Here is a 19,166-nt window from a genome sequence, read left to right as displayed (position 1 = left end):
CGTCGATGGACAGTAGCTGGACGGATACTGTGCGATCACATTCCGGCGGCTAGGCTCGACGCAGGAGCCGAGCGACGCGGAGGGCAAGGCGTGACCACTTCCCAGCCCCGGGACCCGGCTCCCGACGCCACGCCGTTCCCCGAGCCGGAGGAGCCCGCCGCGACCGCCTTCCTGCCGCCCGCGCCGCGGCACCGGTGGGGTTTCGGTGCCTTCCTGCTCGTCGAGGTGGTGCTGCTGGCGTCCGCGGCCTTCGTGTCCGTCCTGGTCGGCGACACCGGCCCTGGCCCCCTGCCGATGCGCGTCGTGCTGCTCGGCACCATGCTGCCGACGATGATCGCGGCCGGCGTCGCCGTGCTGATCACGTTCGTGCGCGGCAACGGTCCCGTGATCGACCTGCGGCTCGAGTGGCGCTGGGCCGACGTGAAGACCGGGTTCCGGTACGGCTGCGTCGGGCTCGTGTTCACCACCCTCGGCGCCTACCTCTGGACCCGGCTGGTCGGCAACGCCAACGCGACGTCGGCGATCAGCGCGCTGGTGGAGGACCGCCGGATGGCGATTCCGGCGGCCTTGGTGATGTTCGTCTACCTCTGGCTGCTCGGCCCGATCTGCGAGGAGATCATCTACCGCGGCCTGCTCTGGGGCGCCGCGGAACAGCTGCAGTGGCGCAACGAGCGCTGGGGTCGCGTCGCGGCGTTCCTGCTGTCCACGGCGGTGTTCGCGGCCAGCCACCTCGAACCGCTGCGGACGACGTTGCTGCTGGTCATCGCGGTGCCAATCGGCTTGGCGCGGCTGGTCACCGGCCGCCTGCCGGGTAGTATCGTCGCGCACCAGGTCAACAACTTCCTCCCGGCGCTGACCATCCTGCTCGGAGCCCTCGGGGTGGCCTCTTTCTGAGCCTGTTTCCGGGTGCGCCGACGCCGTCTGGCAGAATGGTGCACTGCCTGCTTCCGCCGGACCCTCTCACCGTGCGAAAGCTCCTGACCTTCGGGTGCCCGCGTCCGTGTCCCCACTCGGCCCCGCGTGCGCCCAGCCCAGCACCAGAGAGATTCGAGGAGAACCCACACCCGTGGCCGTCAAGATCAAGCTGCAGCGCCTCGGCAAGATCCGTGCGCCGTACTACCGCATCATCGTTGCCGACGCGCGGACCCGCCGGGACGGCAAGGCCATCGAGACGATCGGCAAGTACCACCCGAAGGAAGAGCCGAGCCTGATCGAGGTCGTCTCCGAGCGCGCCCAGTACTGGCTGGGTGTCGGCGCGCAGCCGACCGAGCCGGTCCAGCGCCTGCTGGAGATCACCGGTGACTGGCAGAAGTTCAAGGGTCTGCCGGGCGCCGAGGGCACCCTGAAGGTGGCCGAGCCGAAGCCGTCCAAGCAGGACCTGTTCAACGCCGCCCTGGCCGCGGCCGGCGAGGAGCCCTCCACCGAGGCCACCACGCCGAAGAAGAAGTCCGCCCCGAAGAAGGCCGAGGCCGAGAAGGCGGAGGCCGCTGAGGGCGAGAAGTCCGAGTGAGTTTCCTCGCGGACTCCCTCGAGCACCTGGTGCGCGGGATCGTCGACAACCCGGACGAGGTCCGGGTCGAGCTGCTGACCACGCGTCGTGGCCGCACGCTCGAGGTGCACGTGCACCCCGATGACCTCGGCAAGGTGATCGGCCGGGGTGGTCGCACCGCGACCGCCCTGCGCACCGTCATGGGCGGCATCGGTGGCCGCGGCGTCCGCGTGGACGTCGTCGACACCGACCGCTGAGCCCGGGTCGGAACGGTCAGGTATGGACGTCGTAGTCGGCCGCATCGCGAAGGCGCACGGCATCCGCGGAGAACTCGCGGTGGACGTGCGCACGGACTCGCCGGAAGAGCGGTTCAGGATCGGTGCGGCCGTCACGACGAAGCTGCGTGACGGCAGCCGGAGGGAACTCACCATCACAGCCGCCCGCGAACACAGCGGGCGGCTGCTGGTGCGTTTCGAGGAGGTCCCGACCCGCGACGTCGCCGAGACGCTGCGGGGCGCCCTCCTGCTCGCCGACACCGACACGCTGCCCCCCACCGAGGACCCCGACGAGTTCTACGACCACGAGCTGGCCGGCCTGCGCGCCGAGCTCGCCGACGGATCGGTCGTGGGCAAGGTCGTCGAGGTCGTCCACTCGGCGGCGGGTGAGCTCCTGGAGCTCGACGTCGACGGCCGCGAGGTGCTCGTGCCCTTCGTCCGCGCGATCGTCCCCACCGTGGACGTCGCGGGCGGCCGGGTCGTCCTCGACCCGCCGGAAGGGCTCCTGGACGCCTGAGAACCTTATTCAGCCGTCGGCCGGCGCGAGAGTCGCCGCGGGCAGGCGCGCTGCGGTTCGTGGCGCCGACCTAACCAGAATAAGGTTCTGAGATGCGGATCGACGTCGTCACGATCTTCCCCGAGTACCTCGACCCGCTGCGCGCCGCGCTGCTGGGCCGGGCGATCGACCGCGGCCTGATCGAGGTCGGCGTGCACGACCTGCGCGACTGGACCCACGACGTCCACCGCGCGGTGGACGACGCGCCGTACGGCGGCGGTCCCGGCATGGTCATGAAGCCGCAGATCTGGGGCCCGGCCCTGGACGACGTCTGCGGTCCCGGGACGCGGCTGGTCGTGCCGACGCCGGCCGGGCGGCCGTTCACCCAGGAGCTGGCGCACGCCTACGCGTCGGAGAAGCACCTGGTGTTCGCCTGCGGCCGGTACGAGGGCATCGACCAGCGGGTCGTCGACGACGCGGCCCGCCGGATGCCGGTCGACGAGGTGTCGATCGGCGACTACGTGCTGGTCGGCGGCGAGGCGGCGGTGCTGGTCATCGTCGAGGCCGTCGTCCGGTTGCTGCCCGGGGTGCTGGGCAACGTGCGTTCGGCCGCCGAGGACTCGTTCTCCGACGGCCTGCTCGAAGGGCCCAGCTACACGCGCCCGGAGGTGTGGCGGGACCTGGCGGTGCCGGAGGTGCTGCGGTCCGGCAACCACGCGCTGATCGACCGCTGGCGGCGTGACCAGGCCCTGGAGCGAACCGCCCGGCGCCGCCCCGATCTCCTGGCGCAGCTGCCGGAAGGCAGCCTCGACAAGCACGATCGCGGGGTCCTGGAGGGCTTGGGCCCCGAACAGGCGTAGGGCCGGTTCCGGCCGCCCGATCCCGGTCTGTAAACTTGACCGGTGCCGTGGGCACGAGTCAAGCCCACCAACAGCCCCCTGGTCGCCTGCAGCGGCACCGCTGCGCGCCCGGGATCTGTACGCAAGCCATACGAAGACGAGGACGGACCACCGATGAACACCCTGGACGCGCTGGACAAGCAGTCGCTGCGTTCCGACATCCCGGACTTCCGCCCGGGCGACACGCTCAAGGTGCACGTCCGCGTCATCGAGGGCAACCGCGAGCGCAACCAGGTCTTCCAGGGCGTCGTGATCCGCCGTCAGGGCGGCGGCATCCGGGAGACCTTCACCGTTCGCAAGGTCTCCTTCGGTGTCGGCGTGGAGCGCACCTTCCCGGTGCACTCGCCGAACATCGCCGAGGTCGAGGTCCACAAGCGCGGTGACGTGCGGCGCGCGAAGCTGTACTACCTGCGCGACCTGCGCGGCAAGAAGGCCAAGATCAAGGAGCGCCGCGAGAACCGCGAGACGGCCTCGGCCAAGTAAGCGGCAACGCGGTTACCGGTAGCCTGACGACGTGGCCGAACCCGTGTCCCAGAACGCTCCTGAGGATGACCCCGATCGCTCCGAGGAGGACAAGCCCAGGCTGTCCCGCTCCGAGGAGCGCGGGGGATCCCGCCGGCGGCGGGCCAAACCCGCCAAGAAACGGTCGTTCTGGAAGGAACTGCCGATCCTGCTCGTGATCGCCCTGGTGCTCACGATCTTGATCCAGACATTCCTGGCGAAGGTCTTCATGATCCCTTCGGGCTCCATGGAGGCCACCCTCCACGGGTGCCCCGGGTGCACCGGTGACCGGATCCTGGTCGACCGGGTCACCTACGACTTCACCGAGCCCTCCCCGGGCGACGTGATCGTGTTCAAGGGCCCGCAGTCGTGGATCAACAACGAAGTCCCGCCGCAGGAGTCGAGCAACATCGTCGTCCGTGGCCTGCGTGGCCTCGGCTCGCTGGTCGGGTTCGCCCCGCCGGACGAGCGCGACTTCGTCAAGCGGGTTATCGCCGTCGGCGGCCAGACCGTCCAGTGCTGCGACCCGCAGGGCCGCATGATCGTGGACGGCAAGGCGCTCGACGAGCCGTACATCCACTGGGAAGACCCGTCGAACCAGGAGCAGAAGACCTTCGAACCGGTCAAGGTTCCGGCCGGGATGGTCTGGGTGCAGGGCGACAACCGCAACAACTCCGACGACTCCCGGTACCAGGGCGGCGGCGGCGTGAACGGCGCGGTCCCGGTGGACAACATCATCGGCAAGGCGCGGATCATCGTCCTGCCGCCGGGCCGGTGGGGCGGCATCACCGACCACAACCCGCAGGCGTCGACGCAGCCGGTTGCCCTGGGGGCGCCGGCCTGGCAGAGCGGGCTTCCGCTCGGTGCCGGGATCGCGGCGGCGTGGCCGGCGTTGTTCCTCGGGCGCAAGCTCAAGTCCGGACTGCGCCGGGCGGCCGGGCGGAAACCCTAGCCACGCGATCCTTGCCGGCAGACGGGTGATCCAGCCTTGACACTTCCCGTTCCCCTGACGGCGGCCGAGCCGATCCGGCCACCGCGAGCCGTGGTGCGCGGCGACCTCTTCTGGGGTCTCCAAGGCGCGCTCGACCGCCGTGGCCTCGGCCCGGTCGCCGGTGTGGACGAAGCCGGCGCCGGCGCGTGCGCGGGGCCGCTGGTGGTCGCGGCCTGCGTGCTCAAGCAGGGCGACGCGGCGAAGCTGGCCGAGCTGACGGACTCCAAGCTGATGACGGCCAAGGCGCGCGACCGGGTCTACGACCTGGTCCTCGCCCGGGCCGTCGACTACTCGGTGATCGTCGTCCCGACCGAAGAGGTCGACCTCTACGGCATCCGGGTGATGAACCTGGAGGGCATGCGCCGCGCCGCGGCGGCGCTCCGCGTGTCCCCGGGCTACATCCTCACCGACGGGTTCCGGGTCCCGGGCCTGACCGCCCCGAACACCGCGGTCATCAAGGGCGACCGGTCGGTGGCCTGCATCGCGGCCGCGTCGGTGCTGGCGAAGGTGACGCGGGACCGCATCATGGCGGGCTACCACGAAGACCTCCCGCACTACGGTTTCGACGTGCACAAGGGTTACAGCACGTCCGATCACCTGGCGGCGCTGCGCGAACACGGGCCGAGCGACGTCCACCGCTGGTCGTACACGAACGTGGCCACGGTGGCCGTCAAGCACGGCCTGCGTCCGGCGCGGCCGGTCCTGCTGACCTACGCGGCGCTGGAAAAGGCCATGGAGACGCCCGGCACGGCCGGCCTGGCCGCGGTCCTCGACGAGGCATTAGAGCCACAACTCAGCCTGCCGCTGCATGCCCCGGCCGCGGGTGTGGGTCACAATGAACGCTCCGCCGGCGGAGCAGCGGCACGATCCCGAGGAGGGGCGCGGATTTCATGAGCGCAGAGGATCTCGAGAAGTACGAGACCGAGATGGAGCTCTCGCTGTACCGCGAGTACCGCGACATCGTCGGACAGTTCTCGTACGTGGTGGAGACCGAGCGGCGGTTCTACCTGGCGAACGCGGTGGACGTCCAGGTCCGCGACGGCGGCGGCGAGGTGTACTTCGAGGTCCGCATGTCCGACGCGTGGGTCTGGGACATGTACCGCCCGGCCCGCTTCGTCAAGCACGTCCGGGTCATCACGTTCAAGGACGTCAACGTGGAGGAGCTCGACAAACCCGACCTCCGCCTCCCCGAGGACGGCCCGTTCTCGGGCTGAGATTTCGGTCGATCGACGAAACCGCGCCATCCGTGGCGCGGTTTCGTCGGTTTCAGCCGCCCTGCCGTCACCTGTCGCCATAGCAGAACGGGCCGACAAGTTCAGGCTTGACGTGACTCGGTGTGGGCAAGTTGTCCACATCCCCCGGGTTGTCCACAGCCGAGCGATCCGGGGCTGGCCTCTTCACGATGCACCCTGGCAACGTGAATCGCACACGCACCGTGATCGCCGGGACCGCCCCGGTGACCGGTGCGGGCGGCGAGGGGGCGAACACGATGACGGGCACCGACCAGCTCGCAAGACACCGGCGCGACTTCGGCACCTGGGGCGAGGATCTGGCGGCCCGGTACCTGCAGGACCGCGGCTTGGTCCTGCTCAGCCGCAACTGGCGGTGCCGCGAGGGCGAGATCGACCTGATCTGCACCGACCGCACCCGGGTCATCTTCTGCGAGGTCAAAACCCGCTCCGGCACGGAATTCGGACTGCCGTCCGAGACGGTCAGCGAGGAGAAGGCCGGGCGCGTGCGCCGAGCCGCGCAACGCTGGCTGCGCGAGTTCCGCATCGGCTGGTGCGCCGTGCGCTACGACGTCGTGACGATCCTCGCCGAACCAGGCACCCGCCCGCGGCTGCAGCACATCGAGGCGGCGTTCTGATGCCCATCGCGAAGTCATGGTCGGCCGCACTCCTGGGCATCGACGGCCGAGTGATCGAGATCGAGGCAGATCTCGGTGGCGGGTTGAGCCGCGTCACGCTCGTCGGGCTTCCCGACGCCGGGCTGCGCGAGGCGAAAGACCGGGTTCGCTCGGCCGTCCGCAACTCCGGGCAGCCTTGGCCGGACGGCAAGATCACGCTCGGCCTGTCGCCCGCGAATCTGCCGAAAGTCGGTTCCGCCTACGACCTCGGTATCGCGGCGGCTGTCCTCGCGGCCTCGGGCGCAGTTCCGGCGACACGGCTGCTCGGCACCGTGCTGCTGGGCGAACTCGCCTTGGACGGCCGCATCCGCGGGGTCCGAGGCATCCTGCCGGGTCTCCTGGCGGCCCGCACCGCCGGTTATGGAGGAGCCGTGGTGCCCGTGGACTCCCTCGCGGAGGCGGGCTTGGTGGACGGCATCGAGGTCGTGGGCGCTTCTCACTTGCGTGACCTGGTGGCCTGGCTGAAGGGCGAGCTCGAGTTGGCGCATCCGGGACCACCCGGCGCCACAGCGTCGCCGGAGGTGCCGGATCTGGCGGATGTCGTCGGTCAGCCGGAAGGGCGGTGGGCTCTGGAGGTCGCGGCGGCAGGCGGACACCACCTGCTGCTCACCGGACCACCGGGCGTGGGCAAGACGATGCTGGCGAAACGGCTGCCCGGTCTGCTGCCGCGGCTTTCGCCGGAGGAGTCCCTGGAAGTCACCGCGGTGCACTCGGTCGACGGTTCGCTGTCGAAGTCGTCGCCGCTGGTCACGGTCCCGCCGTTCGTCGCCCCGCACTATTCGATCTCCATTGCGGCGCTGATCGGCGGCGGCAGCGGGATCGCGGCACCTGGAGCGATCAGCCGGGCTCACCGCGGCGTGCTGTTCCTCGACGAGGTCTGCGAATTCGGTGGGCAGTGCCTCGAGTCGTTGCGGACAGTGCTCGAAGAAGGCGAGGTCCGCATCGCCCGCGTCAAGGGTGCGATCACCTACCCGGCGCGGTTCCAGCTCGTGCTGGCCACCAATCCGTGCGCCTGCGCGCCACCGAAAGACACGGACTGTGTGTGCACACCAAGCGCTCGCCGTCGCTATTTCGCCCGCCTTTCCGGTCCCCTCCTCGACCGCGTCGACCTGCGGGTCCGCCTGCGTCCGCTGAGCGCGTTCAACGCACACGACACCGGGGCGGCAGAGTCGTCGGAAGCTGTTCGCGCGCGGGTGCTCCAGGCTCGCGAACGCGCGAGGTGCCGATGGCGTGAGCACGGCTGGTTATCCAACTCGGAAGTACCCGGGCCAGCGCTGCGTCGCCAGTTCGCGCTGCCCGCCGCGGCTACGGTTCTGCTCGACCGGGCCATGGACCGCGGCGCCCTGAGCGGCCGCGGCGCCGATCGTTGCCTGCGCATCGCCTGGACCCTGGCCGACCTGGACGGCGAGTCCCGCCCAGGCGCGGACCAGATCGGTTCGGCGCTGGCCTTCCGGGAGCGGGTGGCCGCATGAGCGCCGACGAACTGCGGCAGGCTCGTGCCTACCTGCTGCGGGTGGCCGAGCCGCCGGCGGCCGCCGTGGTCGGCTTCGTTGCCGAGTGCGGGCCGATCGAGGCAGCTGCGCGGGTTCGGCGTGGCGATTGTCCCGCCGAAGTGCTGAAGGCGACCGAAGCGCGACGGGGCTACGACCTCGTCGGCCAGGACTTCACGCGAGCCGCCGCGGCAGGTGCTCGGCTGGTCGTTCCCGAGGACGACGAGTGGCCGGGCTGGCCGCTGCTCGCCCTTGACCAGGCCGCTCGGCGTGGGGTGGCCGAAGCCGTGCCGCCGGTGGCCTTGTGGGTCGCCGGTGAGGTTGCGCTCGGCGCCGCCGCTGATCGGGCTGTGGCCGTCGTCGGGGCTCGGGCCGCGACCGACTACGGCGAACACCACGCCGCCGAGTTCGCCTACGGGCTGGCCGGCCGGGGTGTGCCGGTGTTCTCCGGCGCCGCCTACGGCATCGACGGGGCGGCGCACCGAGGTGCGCTTGCCGCGGAGGGGGTGACCGTCGCCGTGCTGGGGTGTGCCGTCGATGCCGGGTATCCGGCGGGGCACGTCGGCCTGCTGAACCGGATCGTCCGCTCCGGCGGTGCGGTCGTCAGCGAGTACCCACCCGGCACGCCGCCGGCGCGGCACCGCTTCCTCGTCCGCAACCGGCTCATCGCCGCCCTCACCGAGGGCACCCTGGTGGTCGAAGCGGGACGGCGCAGCGGTGCCCGCAACACCGCGAGCACCGCCGGCGCCCTCGGCAAAGTGGTGATGGCCCTGCCCGGACCCGTGTCCTCCGGGATGTCCGTCGGCTGTCACGAACTCATCCGCGACGCCCGGGCGACGCTGGTCTCGACCGTCGACGAGGTCCTCGAGACCGTCGGACGCTTCGGTCTCGCCGAGGCCACCGTCCCGGGCCGGCCGAAACGGCGCACCGACCGGCTGGGGCCCGAGGCATTGCGCGCTTTCGAGGCACTGGCCGTGCGCGCCGACCGGTCCGACGCCGAGATCGCGGCCGAATCGGGCCTCCCGCTGCGGCGCGTGCGGGCGCTGCTGCCGGAACTGGAGATCGACGGATTCGCCGTTCGCGGGGAAGCCGGCTGGCGACGGCGGAAGGAAAGCGCGTGATCACCGCGAAATCCGGGCGAAATCGTCGACGGCGTTCGGCCGGTTCGGTGGGGCCGCGTGGCGATCCTTGACCGGGAGCGGTTGTTCGCGGAGCGTGACATCCATGCCGCCACCACGTTCCGGCCGGGCCCGCCGTCCCGATCTGCGCGCGCTGCGGGCCGCGTTGCCCGAGCCGGTGCGGGCCGTCGTCACCGCCTACGAACGGCACCTCGGGCTCGAACGCGGCCTCTCCGCGCACACCGTCCGGGCGTACGTCGGCGATGCGGTCTCGCTCTTGGGCTTCGTCGTGGACGGCGGCGGTGGGCTCGCGGAACTGGACCTCGCCCGGCTGCGGGCGTGGCTCGCCGCGCAGCAGTCCGGTGGGGCGAGCCGGACGACGCTGGCCCGGCGGGCCGCCTCGGCGCGGACGTTCACGGTCTGGGCGCACCGCACCGGCGTCCTGACCACCGACCCCGGCGGCAGGCTCGCCTCCCCGCGAGCGCACCGCACCCTCCCCGGGGTGCTGCGCGCCGCGCAGGCGGGGGAGGTCATGCAGGCGTCGGCGGCCGGCGCGGCGCAACGCGATCCGATCGCACTGCGTGATCGCGCGATCGTCGAGCTGCTCTACGCCACCGGCATCCGCGTGTCCGAGTTGTGCGGGCTGGACGTCGGCGAGGCCGATTTCTCCCGTCGTGTCGTGACGGTGCTGGGCAAGGGCGGCAAGGAACGCGTCGTTCCCTTCGGGGTCCCGGCGGCGGCGGCGCTCGCGGACTGGATCGACGAGGGCCGGCCGAAGATCGTCGCCGAAACCGGTGGTGAGAGCGCCGAGCCCGCGCTTTTCCTGGGTGTCCGGGGCAAACGCGTGGACCCGCGGGCGGTGCGGCGCGTCGTGCACGACGCCGTCACGGCGGTGCCCGGAACAGTCGACATGGGGCCCCACGGCCTGCGGCATTCGGCCGCGACGCATCTGCTCGAAGGCGGTGCCGATCTCAGGAGCGTTCAGGAACTGCTTGGTCACGCTACGCTCGCCACGACGCAGCTCTACACTCATGTGACCGTCGACCGGTTGAAAGCGATCCATGACCGAGCGCACCCCAGGGCCTGAGGCGGCCGGGGGCGGCTCGCCGGGATCGTCACCAGCAGGCCCGGCGGCGCACGCGCATCCGCACGAGCACGGAGACCACACTGAGCCGCATGCCGAGAACGACGGTGCGATGACCGCAGGCCCGCACGTGACCGAAGCCGCCGGAGTGACCACTCACGGTGAGGCTGTCGCGCCCGAGGAGACCCGGGCCGGCCACGACGTCGACGCCGGGATCGCGGCTCTGTGGCAGCAGTTCGCCGACAGCCCGGACCAGGCGTCGCGCGATCGGCTCGTGCTGCACTACGCCCCGCTCGTCAAGTACGTCGCCGGCCGGGTCGGCACCGGGCTGCCCACCCACATCGACGTGGGTGACCTCGTGCAGTCGGGCATCTTCGGGCTCGTCGACGCCATCGAGAAGTTCGACCCCGAGCGCGGCCTCCGCTTCGAGACCTACGCGATGCAGCGCATCCGCGGCGCGATCCTCGACGACCTCCGTTCGCAGGACTGGGTGCCGCGCGCGGTCCGCAGCAAGGCGAAGGAGGCCGAGCGCGCGATGGAGCGTCTCGGTGCCCGCCTGCACCGCACGCCGACCGACGCGGAACTCGCCGCCGAGCTCGGCATCGGCCTCGACGACCTGCGCGACTTCTACGGCCAGCTGCAGCTCACCAGCGTCGTCGCGCTGGAGGACCTGGTCGCCGCGGGCAAGGACAGCGGCTCGCTGGTCGACACGCTGCCCGACGACGACGCCGTCGACCCGGTCGCGGTGCTCGTCGACCAGGACAACCGCCGCCAGCTCGCCCAGGCGATCGCGCAGCTCACCGAGCGCGACAAGATCGTGGTCAGCCTCTACTACTTCGAGAGCCTGACCCTCGCCGAGATCGGCAAGGTCCTCGGGGTCACCGAGTCACGGGTGAGCCAGCTGCACACGCGGGCGGTCATGCGGCTGCGCGCCAAGCTGGTCGAGCAGACCGGCACCTGATCACCGACCACCTCCCCACGGCTTGAGCCGGTATTCGCCCACCTCGCCGGTCAGGGCGAGGGGGTCGACGTACGCCTCGCCGCGCCGCACGCCCCAGTGCAGGCACGCCGCCACCGAGCAGCCGGGGTGCCCGGCGAGGACGCTGCCGAGCACCTGGCCCCGGTAGACCTGTTCGCCCACGGCCACTTCCGGCACGACGGGTTCGTAGGTCGTCCGCAGGCCACCGTCGTGGTCGACGGAGAGCACGGGCCGCCCGCCCACGGACCCGGCGAACACGACGACGCCCGCATCCGCGGCCAGCACGTCCTGCCCGGGCACCGCGGCCAGGTCGACCCCGCGATGCCCGGCGCCGTAAGGCGTTTCGGGAGCGTCGAAGTACTTCGTAACCACCGGAACGGGTGACAAAGGCCAAGAGAGCCGCCCGGCGCGGAAACCACTCGCGCCGGGTTCGGCCGCCACCGAGGCCGGCCACGCCGGGGTGATCATCAGCGCGGTCGCCCACGGCACGGCCGACGCCTGCAGGACCGCAGCGGAAGCGGACGACGGACCCGTGGTGGTGGCGAGCCATCGTGCCCAGGGCTTGGCGGGTGTCCCCAGCGCAGCCGACGCCGAAGCCCCACCTCCCGAAGCCGTCGCCGCCACGACCCCGGCACCCGCGGCCCCACTCGCGAACACACCTCCGAAAACCCCCATGACCAGGGCAACCACGCCCGGGAACCACCCCGGCACCCACCGTCCGAAACGCTTGATCGACTCCATGGCTCCAGCCTGCGGTACCCCGCTGCTCCGTGGGGGGCCGAAGCCGAATCTGTGGATAACCGAACCGGATGTGGACAACTCCGCCGGCGACCGGCCGCCGGTGGGGGAGCGGCTGGTGGCAGGGGGTAGAATCTTTTCCGCGGTCCGCTTCAGCGGGCTGACTTCGCGTGCACGTGCGCGTCCCCCGGTCCGGAAGCGGCCGGGCGAGTCGCACGGGGTCCGGCGGTCCCTGGGTTCCTCACTCCCCGGGGTCCGGATGCCGGCACGGGCACCAGGGCGAGCGGCCACCCGGCCGCGAGCGACAAACCGATCAGCGCGTCCGCGGGAGCCCCGCGAGCGCGCACGACACAGAAGAGGTGTGATTCCGGCAATGGCCGTCGTCACCATGAAGCAGCTGCTCGACAGCGGCGTGCACTTCGGGCACCAGACCCGCCGGTGGAACCCGAAGATGAAGCGCTACATCTTCACCGAGCGCAACGGCATCTACATCATCGACCTGCAGCAGACGCTGACCTACATCGACCGTGCGTACGAGTTCATCAAGGAAACCGTCGCGCACGGCGGCACCATCATGTTCGTCGGCACGAAGAAGCAGGCTCAGGAAGCCATCGCCAACGAGGCCGCGCGCGTGGGCATGCCCTACGTCAACCAGCGCTGGCTCGGCGGCATGCTGACCAACTTCCAGACCGTGCACAAGCGTCTTCTCCGCCTCAAGGAGCTCGAGTCGCGGGAGCAGACCGGCGGCTTCGAAGGTCTCACCAAGCGCGAGATCCTGACGCTGACCCGCGAGAAGGACAAGCTCGAGAAGACCCTCGGCGGTATCCGCGACATGGCGAAGGTGCCGAGCGCGGTGTGGATCGTCGACACGAAGAAGGAGCACATCGCCGTCGGCGAGGCTCGGAAGCTGAACATCCCGGTCGTCGCGATCCTGGACACCAACTGCGACCCGGACGAGGTCGACTACCCGATCCCGGGCAACGACGACGCCATCCGGTCGGCCGCGCTGCTGACCAAGGTCGTCGCCGAGGCCGCGGCCGCCGGCCTGATGCAGCGCTCCAGCCGCAACGGTGCTTCGGCCGACGCGAAGCCGGAGCCGGGTGTCGCCGCGGACGAGCCGCTGGCCGAGTGGGAGAAGGAGCTGCTGGCCGGTTCCGAGACCGCCGCCGCCGACGCGACCGAAGCCGCCGCTGCTGTCGAGGCCGCCCCGGCCGAGGTGGCCCCGGCCGAGGCCGCCACCGAGCAGGCGACCGCCTCCTCCTGATGCTCCACCGCCCGTGCGGCCGCGCCCCCGGGGCCGGCCGCACGGGCGTAGCTCCCCTCAAGTTTTCACGTACCTGAAAAGGACGGATCCACCACAATGGCGAACTACACCGCCGCTGACGTGAAGCGCCTGCGCGAGATGACCGGCGCCGGCATGATGGACTGCAAGAAGGCGCTGGAGGAGAACGGCGGCGACTTCGACAAGGCCGTCGAGTTCCTGCGCATCAAGGGCGCCAAGGACGTCGGCAAGCGCGCCGAGCGCGCCACCGCCGAGGGCCTGGTCACCGGCGAGGGCGGCGTCCTGATCGAGCTGGACTCCGAGACCGACTTCGTCGCGAAGAACGCCGACTTCCAGGCGCTCGCCGCGAAGATCGTCGAGGTCGCGAAGACCCTCAAGACCTCCGACGTCGAGGCGCTCAAGGGTGCCGAGCTCGACGGCAAGACCGTCAACGAGGTCGTCCAGGAGCTGTCGGCCCGCATCGGCGAGAAGCTCGAGCTGCGCCGCGTCGTGGCCTTCGAGGGCCAGACCGCGACCTACCTGCACCGCCGTGGCTCGGACCTGCCGCCGGCCGTCGGCGTGCTCGTCGAGTTCACCGGTGACGACGCCGAGGCCGCCCGTGGTGCCGCCATGCAGGTCGCCGCGCTGCGCGCGAAGTACCTGACCCGCGACGAGGTGCCGGCCGAGATCGTCGAGAACGAGCGCCGCATCGCCGAGCAGACCGCCCGCGAGGAAGGCAAGCCGGAGCAGGCCATGTCGAAGATCATCGAGGGCAAGGTCAACGCCTACTACAAGGACAACGTCCTGCTCGAGCAGCCGTCGGTCAAGGACAACAAGAAGACCGTCAAGGCCCTGCTCGACGAGGCCGGCGTGACGCTGACCAAGTTCGCGCGCTTCGAGGTCGGCCAGGCCTGACATCAGGCCAGGGCGTAGGTTTCACACCCACAGTGCCCCGTCTCCGTCCATCGGGGGCGGGGCACTGGCGGGTCCAGAGAAGAAAACACGGTCGAGGGGCGTAGGAGGCGACATAGATGGGTGACCGGGTCGAAGGTGGCTACCGGCGGGTGCTGCTGAAACTGGGCGGCGAGATGTTCGGCGGTGGTTCGATCGGCGTCGATCCGGACGTCGTCCACTCGGTCGCGCAGCAGATCGCCGACGTCGCCCGCACCGGCGTCCAGGTCGCGGTCGTGATCGGCGGCGGCAACTACTTCCGCGGCGCGGAGCTGTCGCTGCGCGGCATGGACCGCGACCGCGCCGACTACATGGCGATGCTGGGCACCGTGATGAACTGCCTGGCGCTGCAGGACTTCCTGGAGAAGGAAGGCCTGCCCACCCGCGTGCAGACCGCCATCACGATGGGGCAGGTCGCCGAGCCCTACATCCCGCGGCGCGCCGAGCGGCACCTGGAGAAGGGCCGCGTCGTGATCTTCGGCGCCGGGGTCGGCATGCCGTACTTCTCCACCGACACCGCGGCGGCGCAGCGGGCGCTCGAGCTGGGCTGCGAAGCCGTGCTGATGGCGAAGGCCGTCGACGGCGTCTACACCGCGGACCCGAAGGCCGACCCCACCGCCGAGATGTTCCGCGAGATCACCCACCGCGAGGTGCTGGAGCGGGACCTCAAGGTCGCCGACGCGACGGCGTTCAGCCTCTGCATGGACAACAACATGCCGATCATCGTGTTCAACCTGCTCACCGAGGGGAACATCGCCCGCGCGGTGAGTGGTGAAAGAATCGGCACGTTGGTCAGCACCCCCGCCGACGGGGTACCGGCCTAGACCTGCTGGGATCAGCCAGGCGCCACACCATCACAACAACGGGAGTAGCCGTGATCGACGAGACCCTCCTCGATGCCGAGGAGAAGATGGAAAAAGCGGTGGCCGTCGCCAAGGACGACCTGACGTCGGTGCGCACCGGCCGGGCGACTTCGTCGATGTTCTCGCGCATCGTGGTCGAGTACTACGGCGCGCCGACCCCGCTGAACCAGCTGGCCAGCGTCAACGTGCCGGAAGCCCGCATGGCGCTGATCAAGCCCTACGACCAGACCCAGCTCGGCGCCATCGAGAAGGCCATCCGCGAGTCCGACCTCGGGGTCAACCCGAGCAACGACGGCCAAGTCATCCGGATCGTCATCCCGCAGCTCACCGAGGAGCGGCGCAAGGAGATGGTGAAGGTCGCCAAGAGCAAGGGTGAGGACGCGCGGGTGACCATCCGCAGCATCCGCCGCAAGGCCAAGGAAGAGCTCGACCGCATCGGCAAGGACGGCGAAGCGGGCGAAGACGAGGTCGTGCGCGCGGAGAAGGAGCTGCAGAACCTCACCGACACCTACTCGCACAAGGTCGACGAGCTGGTCAAGCACAAGGAAGCCGAGCTGCTCGAGGTCTGATGGCACAGGTGAGCGAGGAACGCGAAGACCGGGTGGACGCCACCGGAGCACACCCGGCGGCCCGGCCCGGGACGCCGGAACCGGCCGGCGCCGGCGCTCCGGCCACGCCGGAGTTTCCGGGAACCGCCGCGGCGGGCCCGGCACCGGCCGGGCCGGAGACCTCGGGAACCGGTGAAGCGAGCCGGTTGTCGGCCGCCGGCACCGCCGCGGCCTCCTCGGCGACGGGCGCTGCGGCGGAATCGCCTGCCACCTCGGCAAAAGGGGTGGCGGCCGAGGCCGGCACGGAACCGGCGCCGGAGGCCAAGAAGGCCTCCAAGGCGGGCCGGAACCTGCCCGCGGCCATCGGCGTGGCCCTGCTGCTCGGCGCCGCGGTCATCGTTTCCCTGCTCACCGTGCGGTTCCTGTTCATCGGGGTCATCGCGATCGCGATCGCGGTCGGCACCTTCGAATTCGCCGGGGTGCTGCGCCGGGTCGCCGACACCCGGGTCGCGATGATCCCGGTGCTGGTCGGCGGGCAGGCGATGATCTGGCTCGCCTGGCCGTTCGGCCGGGAGGGCGCGCTCACCGCGTTCGTCCTCACCGTCCTCGCCTGCCTGCTGTGGCGCCTGCCCGGCGGTGCGACGGGCTATCTGCGCGACGTCGGCGCGTCGGTGTTCGCGGCCGCCTACCTGCCGCTGTTCGGCGCGTTCGCGGCGATGCTCGTGCCGCCCTCGGACGGCGTCGGGCGCGTCCTGACCTTCCTGATCGGCGTCGTCGCGTCGGACACCGGCGGCTACATCGCCGGGGTGCTCGGGGGCAAGCACCCGATGGCCCCCACCATCAGCCCGAAGAAAACCTGGGAAGGCTTCGCCGGTTCGGTGATCGGCGGCGTCGTCGCCGGGGCGCTGACGCTGAGCCTGCTGCTGGACGGCCACGTCTGGCAGGGCGTGATCTTCGGCGTCGCGATCGTGCTGACCGCGACCCTCGGCGACCTCGTCGAGTCGCTGATCAAACGCGACCTCGGCGTCAAGGACATGGGCACGCTGCTGCCCGGGCACGGCGGGATCATGGACCGCCTCGACTCGCTGCTGCCCTCGGCCGTGGTGTCCTGGCTGCTGCTCTCGGCGTTCGTGCCGGTCGGCTGACCGGCCGCGTCAGTCGTCGTAGGGGTCGTCGACCTCCGCGCGGCCCCAGCCTTCGGCGACGCGTGAGTGGTCGATCACCGCGAAGACCGCACCCTCGGGGTCGGCGAGGATCGACATCCGGCCGAACGGGGTGTCGTAGGGCTGGATCACCACCGTGCCGCCGTGCATGAGCGCCTCGCCCGCGACCGCGTCGACGCCGCGGGCCGGGTCGATGTCGAAGTACACGAGCCAGTGCGGCGGGGTGTCCAGGCTGTACTCCGACCCCATGACGTACCGGTACAGCACCGGCTCGTGCTCGATGAGCCATTCGACGTAGTCGAGCGTCTCGCCGTCGCCGATCTGGTGGCTCCCGTAGTTGAACAGCTTGGTGTAGAAGTGGTCCGCCGCGACGCCGTCGTGGGTGTTGAGATCCGCGCCGCTGAAGGTGTTCGGGATCCCGGTGACGAACTCCCAGTTCGGCGGCACCTCCCAGAACACCACCGGCGCGCCGCACGCGTCGAGGGCGTGCATGATCGTGCCGCGGTCCGGGATCGGCACCGGCCCGAGGGTGATGCGCCCGCCGAGGTGCTCCACCCACTCGGCCGCGCTCGCCGTGTGGGGCACGGAGATGTGCGGCATCCACCCCAGTGGCGCGCCCTGGGCGGCGCGGTAGAGACCGCCGACCGGGACGGTGTTGAGCGCCGCGATGGCGTACCGCCCGTCGGACGTCGCCGGATCCCGTTGAGTGGTGTACTCCCAGCCGAAGAGGGCACCGTAGAATCTCTCCGCCACGGCCTGCTCGCGGCAGGCCAGCTCGATCCAGCACGGAATTCCGGCCGGGACCGGGGACGGGGTACTGGACGGGCCGAATGCCATGGGTGCTCCTCCCGATACCCACCGGATTCTAGGCGTGATCTGTGAGTTTTCCGCCAAGAATTCGCCACCGGGAGAGCACGGGCCGGCGACGAGGACCCGGAAGGAGCAGCGGGGTGCGGTGGTCGTCGCGGCGCACGGAGGTCGTGCCGAGCCCCAACATCTGGTACTACCAGCCCGAATACGAGCTGGAGAACCACGCGCAGGACAGCCGCGGCGAGATCTGGCGGGTGCTGCGCGAGGAGTACGACTGGACCGGCCGGGACGTGCTGGACGTCGGCTGCGGTGACGGGTTTCACTTGCCGCGCTTCGCCCGTGACGCCCGTTCGGTGCTCGGAGTGGAGCCGCACGAGCCGTTGGTGCGCAGCGCGCTGAAGCGCATCGAGGGTCTGTCGAACGTGGACGTGCGGATGGGCCGGGCCCAGCGGCTGCCGGTCCGCAGCGCGAGCGTCGATGTCGTGCACGCGCGCACGGCGTACTTCTTCGGGCCCGGATGCGAGCCGGGACTGGCGGAGGCCGAGCGGGTGCTGCGGCCGGGCGGGGCGATCCTGATCGTCGACCTCGACGTGACCAGCGAGCCCTACGGCCGCTGGATGCGCGCCGACCTACCGCATTACGACCCGGCCGCGGTGGAACGGTTCTTCGCCCGGGCCGGGTTCGGCTGCCGCCGCGTCGCGACCGAGTGGCGGTTCGCGACCGCGGCGGACCTCGAAGCGGTGCTGAAGATCGAATTCAGCAGGCCGGTCGCCGAACAGGCGATCGCGGAGTCCTTGCAGCGTAACGGGAATCGTACGCAGGACCTGACGCTGCCGGTGGGCTACCGCGTTCACGCGCGGGTCAAGCCCACCGGCCTCGTCCTGCCAGGTCACTCGGCTGTCTCTTCGGACGGAGCCGAGGACTCGTCCTCGTCCTCGCCGAGGATGCCGTAGAGCGAGCGCCGGGCGTCGTTGAGCACCTCGGCCGCGCGGGCCTGCTGGCTCTCGGTGCCCGCGCGCATGATCTGCACGAAGGCGGCGGCCAGGTTCTTGCCCGCCTTGGCGAGCCCGACCTCCGTCGGGTCGACGTCCTGCGCGATGTGCTCCCACGGCGGCGTGCTGTCCTGCTGCTCCGCGGCGGCGCGGCCGGTGTCGGTCAGCTCGAAGAGCTTCTTGCCGTGCTCGTCCTTGCTGAGGACCAGGCCTTCGTCAGCCAGCAACTGCAGCGTCGGGTAGACGGAGCCGGGGCTCGGCCGCCAGAAGCCGCCGGAACGCTCGCCGATTTCGCGGATGATCTCGTAGCCGTGCCGGGGCTGCTCGGCGAGCAGCGCCAGGATCGCGGCGCGGACGTCACCGCGGCGGCTGCGCCGTCCGCCGTGACCCCGCCGGCCCGGACCGTGGCCGCGACCGCGTCCACCGGGGCCGAAACCCGGGGGGAACTCGCCGAAACCACCGAAGGGACCGAAAGGTGTGCGCCCACGCTCGTGGGCGAAGGGGTGTCGTTGCCTACGCATGTCGTGTTCCTTTCTCGAACTGTTGCGACACGTTCACGATATATCGGAAACGGTCGTTCGACAACCCCTGTTCGGTGAGCTGGCTCACGGT

At 70.8% G+C, this 19,166-nt stretch carries 23 protein-coding genes; 20 read left to right on the top strand and 3 right to left on the bottom strand.

Annotated features, from left to right (window positions below; genetic code table 11):
- Positions 1 to 90 precede the first annotated feature (90 nt).
- From AB0M80_RS26760 to AB0M80_RS26695, 14 genes are all read left to right on the top strand, one after another.
- Positions 91 to 894, top strand: a complete 804-nt coding sequence (locus tag AB0M80_RS26760) for a type II CAAX endopeptidase family protein (protein ID WP_364570253.1) — start codon at positions 91 to 93, stop codon at positions 892 to 894.
- Between the two features lie 172 nt (positions 895 to 1,066).
- A complete protein-coding gene (gene rpsP, locus AB0M80_RS26755; RefSeq protein WP_043780385.1) occupies positions 1,067 to 1,510 on the top strand; it encodes a 30S ribosomal protein S16 in 444 nt (147 codons plus the stop codon).
- The gene (locus AB0M80_RS26750; RefSeq protein ID WP_003103110.1) at positions 1,507 to 1,746 is read left to right on the top strand and encodes an RNA-binding protein; all 240 of its coding nucleotides are present in this window, start codon (positions 1,507 to 1,509) and stop codon (positions 1,744 to 1,746) included. The genes rpsP and AB0M80_RS26750 overlap by 4 nt, the downstream gene beginning before the upstream one ends.
- Positions 1,747 to 1,768: 22 nt before the next feature.
- A complete protein-coding gene (gene rimM, locus AB0M80_RS26745) occupies positions 1,769 to 2,281 on the top strand; it encodes a ribosome maturation factor RimM (RefSeq protein WP_364570250.1) in 513 nt (170 codons plus the stop codon).
- A gap of 92 nt (positions 2,282 to 2,373) precedes the next feature.
- Positions 2,374 to 3,120: a tRNA (guanosine(37)-N1)-methyltransferase TrmD gene (gene trmD, locus AB0M80_RS26740; RefSeq protein ID WP_364570247.1), complete on the top strand. Its 747-nt coding sequence runs from the start codon at positions 2,374 to 2,376 to the stop codon at positions 3,118 to 3,120.
- A 153-nt stretch (positions 3,121 to 3,273) separates the two neighbouring features.
- Positions 3,274 to 3,642 (top strand): 50S ribosomal protein L19, encoded by a 369-nt coding sequence (gene rplS / locus AB0M80_RS26735; RefSeq protein ID WP_285989249.1) that lies wholly within the window; start codon positions 3,274 to 3,276, stop codon positions 3,640 to 3,642.
- 31 nt (positions 3,643 to 3,673) lie between these two features.
- Positions 3,674 to 4,612 (top strand): signal peptidase I, encoded by a 939-nt coding sequence (lepB, locus tag AB0M80_RS26730; RefSeq protein WP_364570244.1) that lies wholly within the window; start codon positions 3,674 to 3,676, stop codon positions 4,610 to 4,612.
- A gap of 90 nt (positions 4,613 to 4,702) precedes the next feature.
- Positions 4,703 to 5,545, top strand: a complete 843-nt coding sequence (locus AB0M80_RS26725; protein WP_364570606.1) for a ribonuclease HII — start codon at positions 4,703 to 4,705, stop codon at positions 5,543 to 5,545.
- Positions 5,542 to 5,865, top strand: coding sequence for a DUF2469 domain-containing protein (locus tag AB0M80_RS26720; RefSeq protein WP_003096226.1), 324 nt, complete (start codon positions 5,542 to 5,544; stop codon positions 5,863 to 5,865). The genes AB0M80_RS26725 and AB0M80_RS26720 overlap by 4 nt, the downstream gene beginning before the upstream one ends.
- Positions 5,866 to 6,140: 275 nt before the next feature.
- A complete protein-coding gene (locus AB0M80_RS26715) occupies positions 6,141 to 6,518 on the top strand; it encodes a YraN family protein (protein WP_364570603.1) in 378 nt (125 codons plus the stop codon).
- Positions 6,518 to 8,029 (top strand): YifB family Mg chelatase-like AAA ATPase, encoded by a 1,512-nt coding sequence (locus AB0M80_RS26710; RefSeq protein WP_364570600.1) that lies wholly within the window; start codon positions 6,518 to 6,520, stop codon positions 8,027 to 8,029. The genes AB0M80_RS26715 and AB0M80_RS26710 overlap by 1 nt, the downstream gene beginning before the upstream one ends.
- Positions 8,026 to 9,168 carry a DNA-processing protein DprA gene (gene dprA, locus AB0M80_RS26705; protein WP_364570241.1) on the top strand — a complete coding sequence of 381 codons (1,143 nt, stop codon included), beginning with the start codon at positions 8,026 to 8,028 and terminating at the stop codon, positions 9,166 to 9,168. The genes AB0M80_RS26710 and dprA overlap by 4 nt, the downstream gene beginning before the upstream one ends.
- Positions 9,169 to 9,271: 103 nt before the next feature.
- A complete protein-coding gene (locus AB0M80_RS26700) occupies positions 9,272 to 10,252 on the top strand; it encodes a tyrosine recombinase XerC (protein ID WP_364570238.1) in 981 nt (326 codons plus the stop codon).
- 109 nt (positions 10,253 to 10,361) lie between these two features.
- Complete coding sequence (locus AB0M80_RS26695) at positions 10,362 to 11,210, top strand: FliA/WhiG family RNA polymerase sigma factor (RefSeq protein WP_364570235.1); 849 nt, start codon at positions 10,362 to 10,364, stop codon at positions 11,208 to 11,210.
- On the opposite strand, the gene AB0M80_RS26690 is transcribed toward AB0M80_RS26695, so the two are convergent.
- The gene (locus AB0M80_RS26690) at positions 11,211 to 11,696 is read right to left on the bottom strand and encodes a M23 family metallopeptidase (protein WP_364570598.1); all 486 of its coding nucleotides are present in this window, start codon (positions 11,694 to 11,696) and stop codon (positions 11,211 to 11,213) included.
- A 643-nt stretch (positions 11,697 to 12,339) separates the two neighbouring features.
- On the opposite strand from AB0M80_RS26690, the gene rpsB reads away from it, so the two are divergent.
- The 5 genes from rpsB to AB0M80_RS26665 all read left to right on the top strand — a co-directional run bounded on the left by rpsB (position 12,340) and on the right by AB0M80_RS26665 (position 16,734).
- A complete protein-coding gene (gene rpsB / locus AB0M80_RS26685) occupies positions 12,340 to 13,230 on the top strand; it encodes a 30S ribosomal protein S2 (RefSeq protein WP_364570232.1) in 891 nt (296 codons plus the stop codon).
- Between the two features lie 96 nt (positions 13,231 to 13,326).
- Positions 13,327 to 14,142: a translation elongation factor Ts gene (gene tsf, locus AB0M80_RS26680; protein WP_364570229.1), complete on the top strand. Its 816-nt coding sequence runs from the start codon at positions 13,327 to 13,329 to the stop codon at positions 14,140 to 14,142.
- Between the two features lie 116 nt (positions 14,143 to 14,258).
- Complete coding sequence (pyrH, locus tag AB0M80_RS26675) at positions 14,259 to 15,002, top strand: UMP kinase (protein WP_364570226.1); 744 nt, start codon at positions 14,259 to 14,261, stop codon at positions 15,000 to 15,002.
- A 50-nt stretch (positions 15,003 to 15,052) separates the two neighbouring features.
- Positions 15,053 to 15,610, top strand: a complete 558-nt coding sequence (frr, locus tag AB0M80_RS26670) for a ribosome recycling factor (protein WP_364570223.1) — start codon at positions 15,053 to 15,055, stop codon at positions 15,608 to 15,610.
- Complete coding sequence (locus tag AB0M80_RS26665) at positions 15,610 to 16,734, top strand: phosphatidate cytidylyltransferase (protein ID WP_364570220.1); 1,125 nt, start codon at positions 15,610 to 15,612, stop codon at positions 16,732 to 16,734. The genes frr and AB0M80_RS26665 overlap by 1 nt, the downstream gene beginning before the upstream one ends.
- 9 nt (positions 16,735 to 16,743) lie before the next feature.
- Here AB0M80_RS26665 and AB0M80_RS26660 read toward each other — a convergent pair whose 3' ends face one another.
- On the bottom strand, positions 16,744 to 17,589 hold the full coding sequence (locus tag AB0M80_RS26660) for a VOC family protein (protein WP_364570217.1): 846 nt from the start codon (positions 17,587 to 17,589) through the stop codon (positions 16,744 to 16,746).
- A gap of 113 nt (positions 17,590 to 17,702) precedes the next feature.
- On the opposite strand from AB0M80_RS26660, the gene AB0M80_RS26655 reads away from it, so the two are divergent.
- Positions 17,703 to 18,515 carry a class I SAM-dependent methyltransferase gene (locus AB0M80_RS26655; RefSeq protein WP_364570214.1) on the top strand — a complete coding sequence of 271 codons (813 nt, stop codon included), beginning with the start codon at positions 17,703 to 17,705 and terminating at the stop codon, positions 18,513 to 18,515.
- Here AB0M80_RS26655 and AB0M80_RS26650 read toward each other — a convergent pair.
- Positions 18,452 to 19,075, bottom strand: coding sequence for a PadR family transcriptional regulator (locus AB0M80_RS26650; RefSeq protein ID WP_364570211.1), 624 nt, complete (start codon positions 19,073 to 19,075; stop codon positions 18,452 to 18,454). The genes AB0M80_RS26655 and AB0M80_RS26650 overlap by 64 nt on opposite strands.
- Positions 19,076 to 19,166 lie beyond the last annotated feature (91 nt).

Source organism: Amycolatopsis sp. NPDC051045, from assembly GCF_040682955.1.
GTDB lineage: Bacteria > Actinomycetota > Actinomycetes > Mycobacteriales > Pseudonocardiaceae > Amycolatopsis.
This window is presented reverse-complemented; position numbering and strand designations above follow the sequence as displayed.

Coding starts and splice junctions, on each gene's coding strand:
- pyrH (WP_364570226.1), top strand. CDS start 14,259: ATGGGTGACCGGGTCGAAGGTGGCTACCGGCGGGTGCTGCTGAAACTG.
- AB0M80_RS26695 (WP_364570235.1), top strand. CDS start 10,362: ATGACCGCAGGCCCGCACGTGACCGAAGCCGCCGGAGTGACCACTCAC.
- AB0M80_RS26665 (WP_364570220.1), top strand. CDS start 15,610: ATGGCACAGGTGAGCGAGGAACGCGAAGACCGGGTGGACGCCACCGGA.
- AB0M80_RS26710 (WP_364570600.1), top strand. CDS start 6,518: ATGCCCATCGCGAAGTCATGGTCGGCCGCACTCCTGGGCATCGACGGC.
- AB0M80_RS26715 (WP_364570603.1), top strand. CDS start 6,141: ATGACGGGCACCGACCAGCTCGCAAGACACCGGCGCGACTTCGGCACC.
- AB0M80_RS26650 (WP_364570211.1), bottom strand. CDS start 19,075: ATGCGTAGGCAACGACACCCCTTCGCCCACGAGCGTGGGCGCACACCT.
- tsf (WP_364570229.1), top strand. CDS start 13,327: ATGGCGAACTACACCGCCGCTGACGTGAAGCGCCTGCGCGAGATGACC.
- AB0M80_RS26690 (WP_364570598.1), bottom strand. CDS start 11,696: ATGATCACCCCGGCGTGGCCGGCCTCGGTGGCGGCCGAACCCGGCGCG.
- rplS (WP_285989249.1), top strand. CDS start 3,274: ATGAACACCCTGGACGCGCTGGACAAGCAGTCGCTGCGTTCCGACATC.
- rpsB (WP_364570232.1), top strand. CDS start 12,340: ATGGCCGTCGTCACCATGAAGCAGCTGCTCGACAGCGGCGTGCACTTC.
- trmD (WP_364570247.1), top strand. CDS start 2,374: ATGCGGATCGACGTCGTCACGATCTTCCCCGAGTACCTCGACCCGCTG.
- AB0M80_RS26660 (WP_364570217.1), bottom strand. CDS start 17,589: ATGGCATTCGGCCCGTCCAGTACCCCGTCCCCGGTCCCGGCCGGAATT.
- AB0M80_RS26700 (WP_364570238.1), top strand. CDS start 9,272: ATGCCGCCACCACGTTCCGGCCGGGCCCGCCGTCCCGATCTGCGCGCG.
- rimM (WP_364570250.1), top strand. CDS start 1,769: ATGGACGTCGTAGTCGGCCGCATCGCGAAGGCGCACGGCATCCGCGGA.
- dprA (WP_364570241.1), top strand. CDS start 8,026: ATGAGCGCCGACGAACTGCGGCAGGCTCGTGCCTACCTGCTGCGGGTG.
- AB0M80_RS26720 (WP_003096226.1), top strand. CDS start 5,542: ATGAGCGCAGAGGATCTCGAGAAGTACGAGACCGAGATGGAGCTCTCG.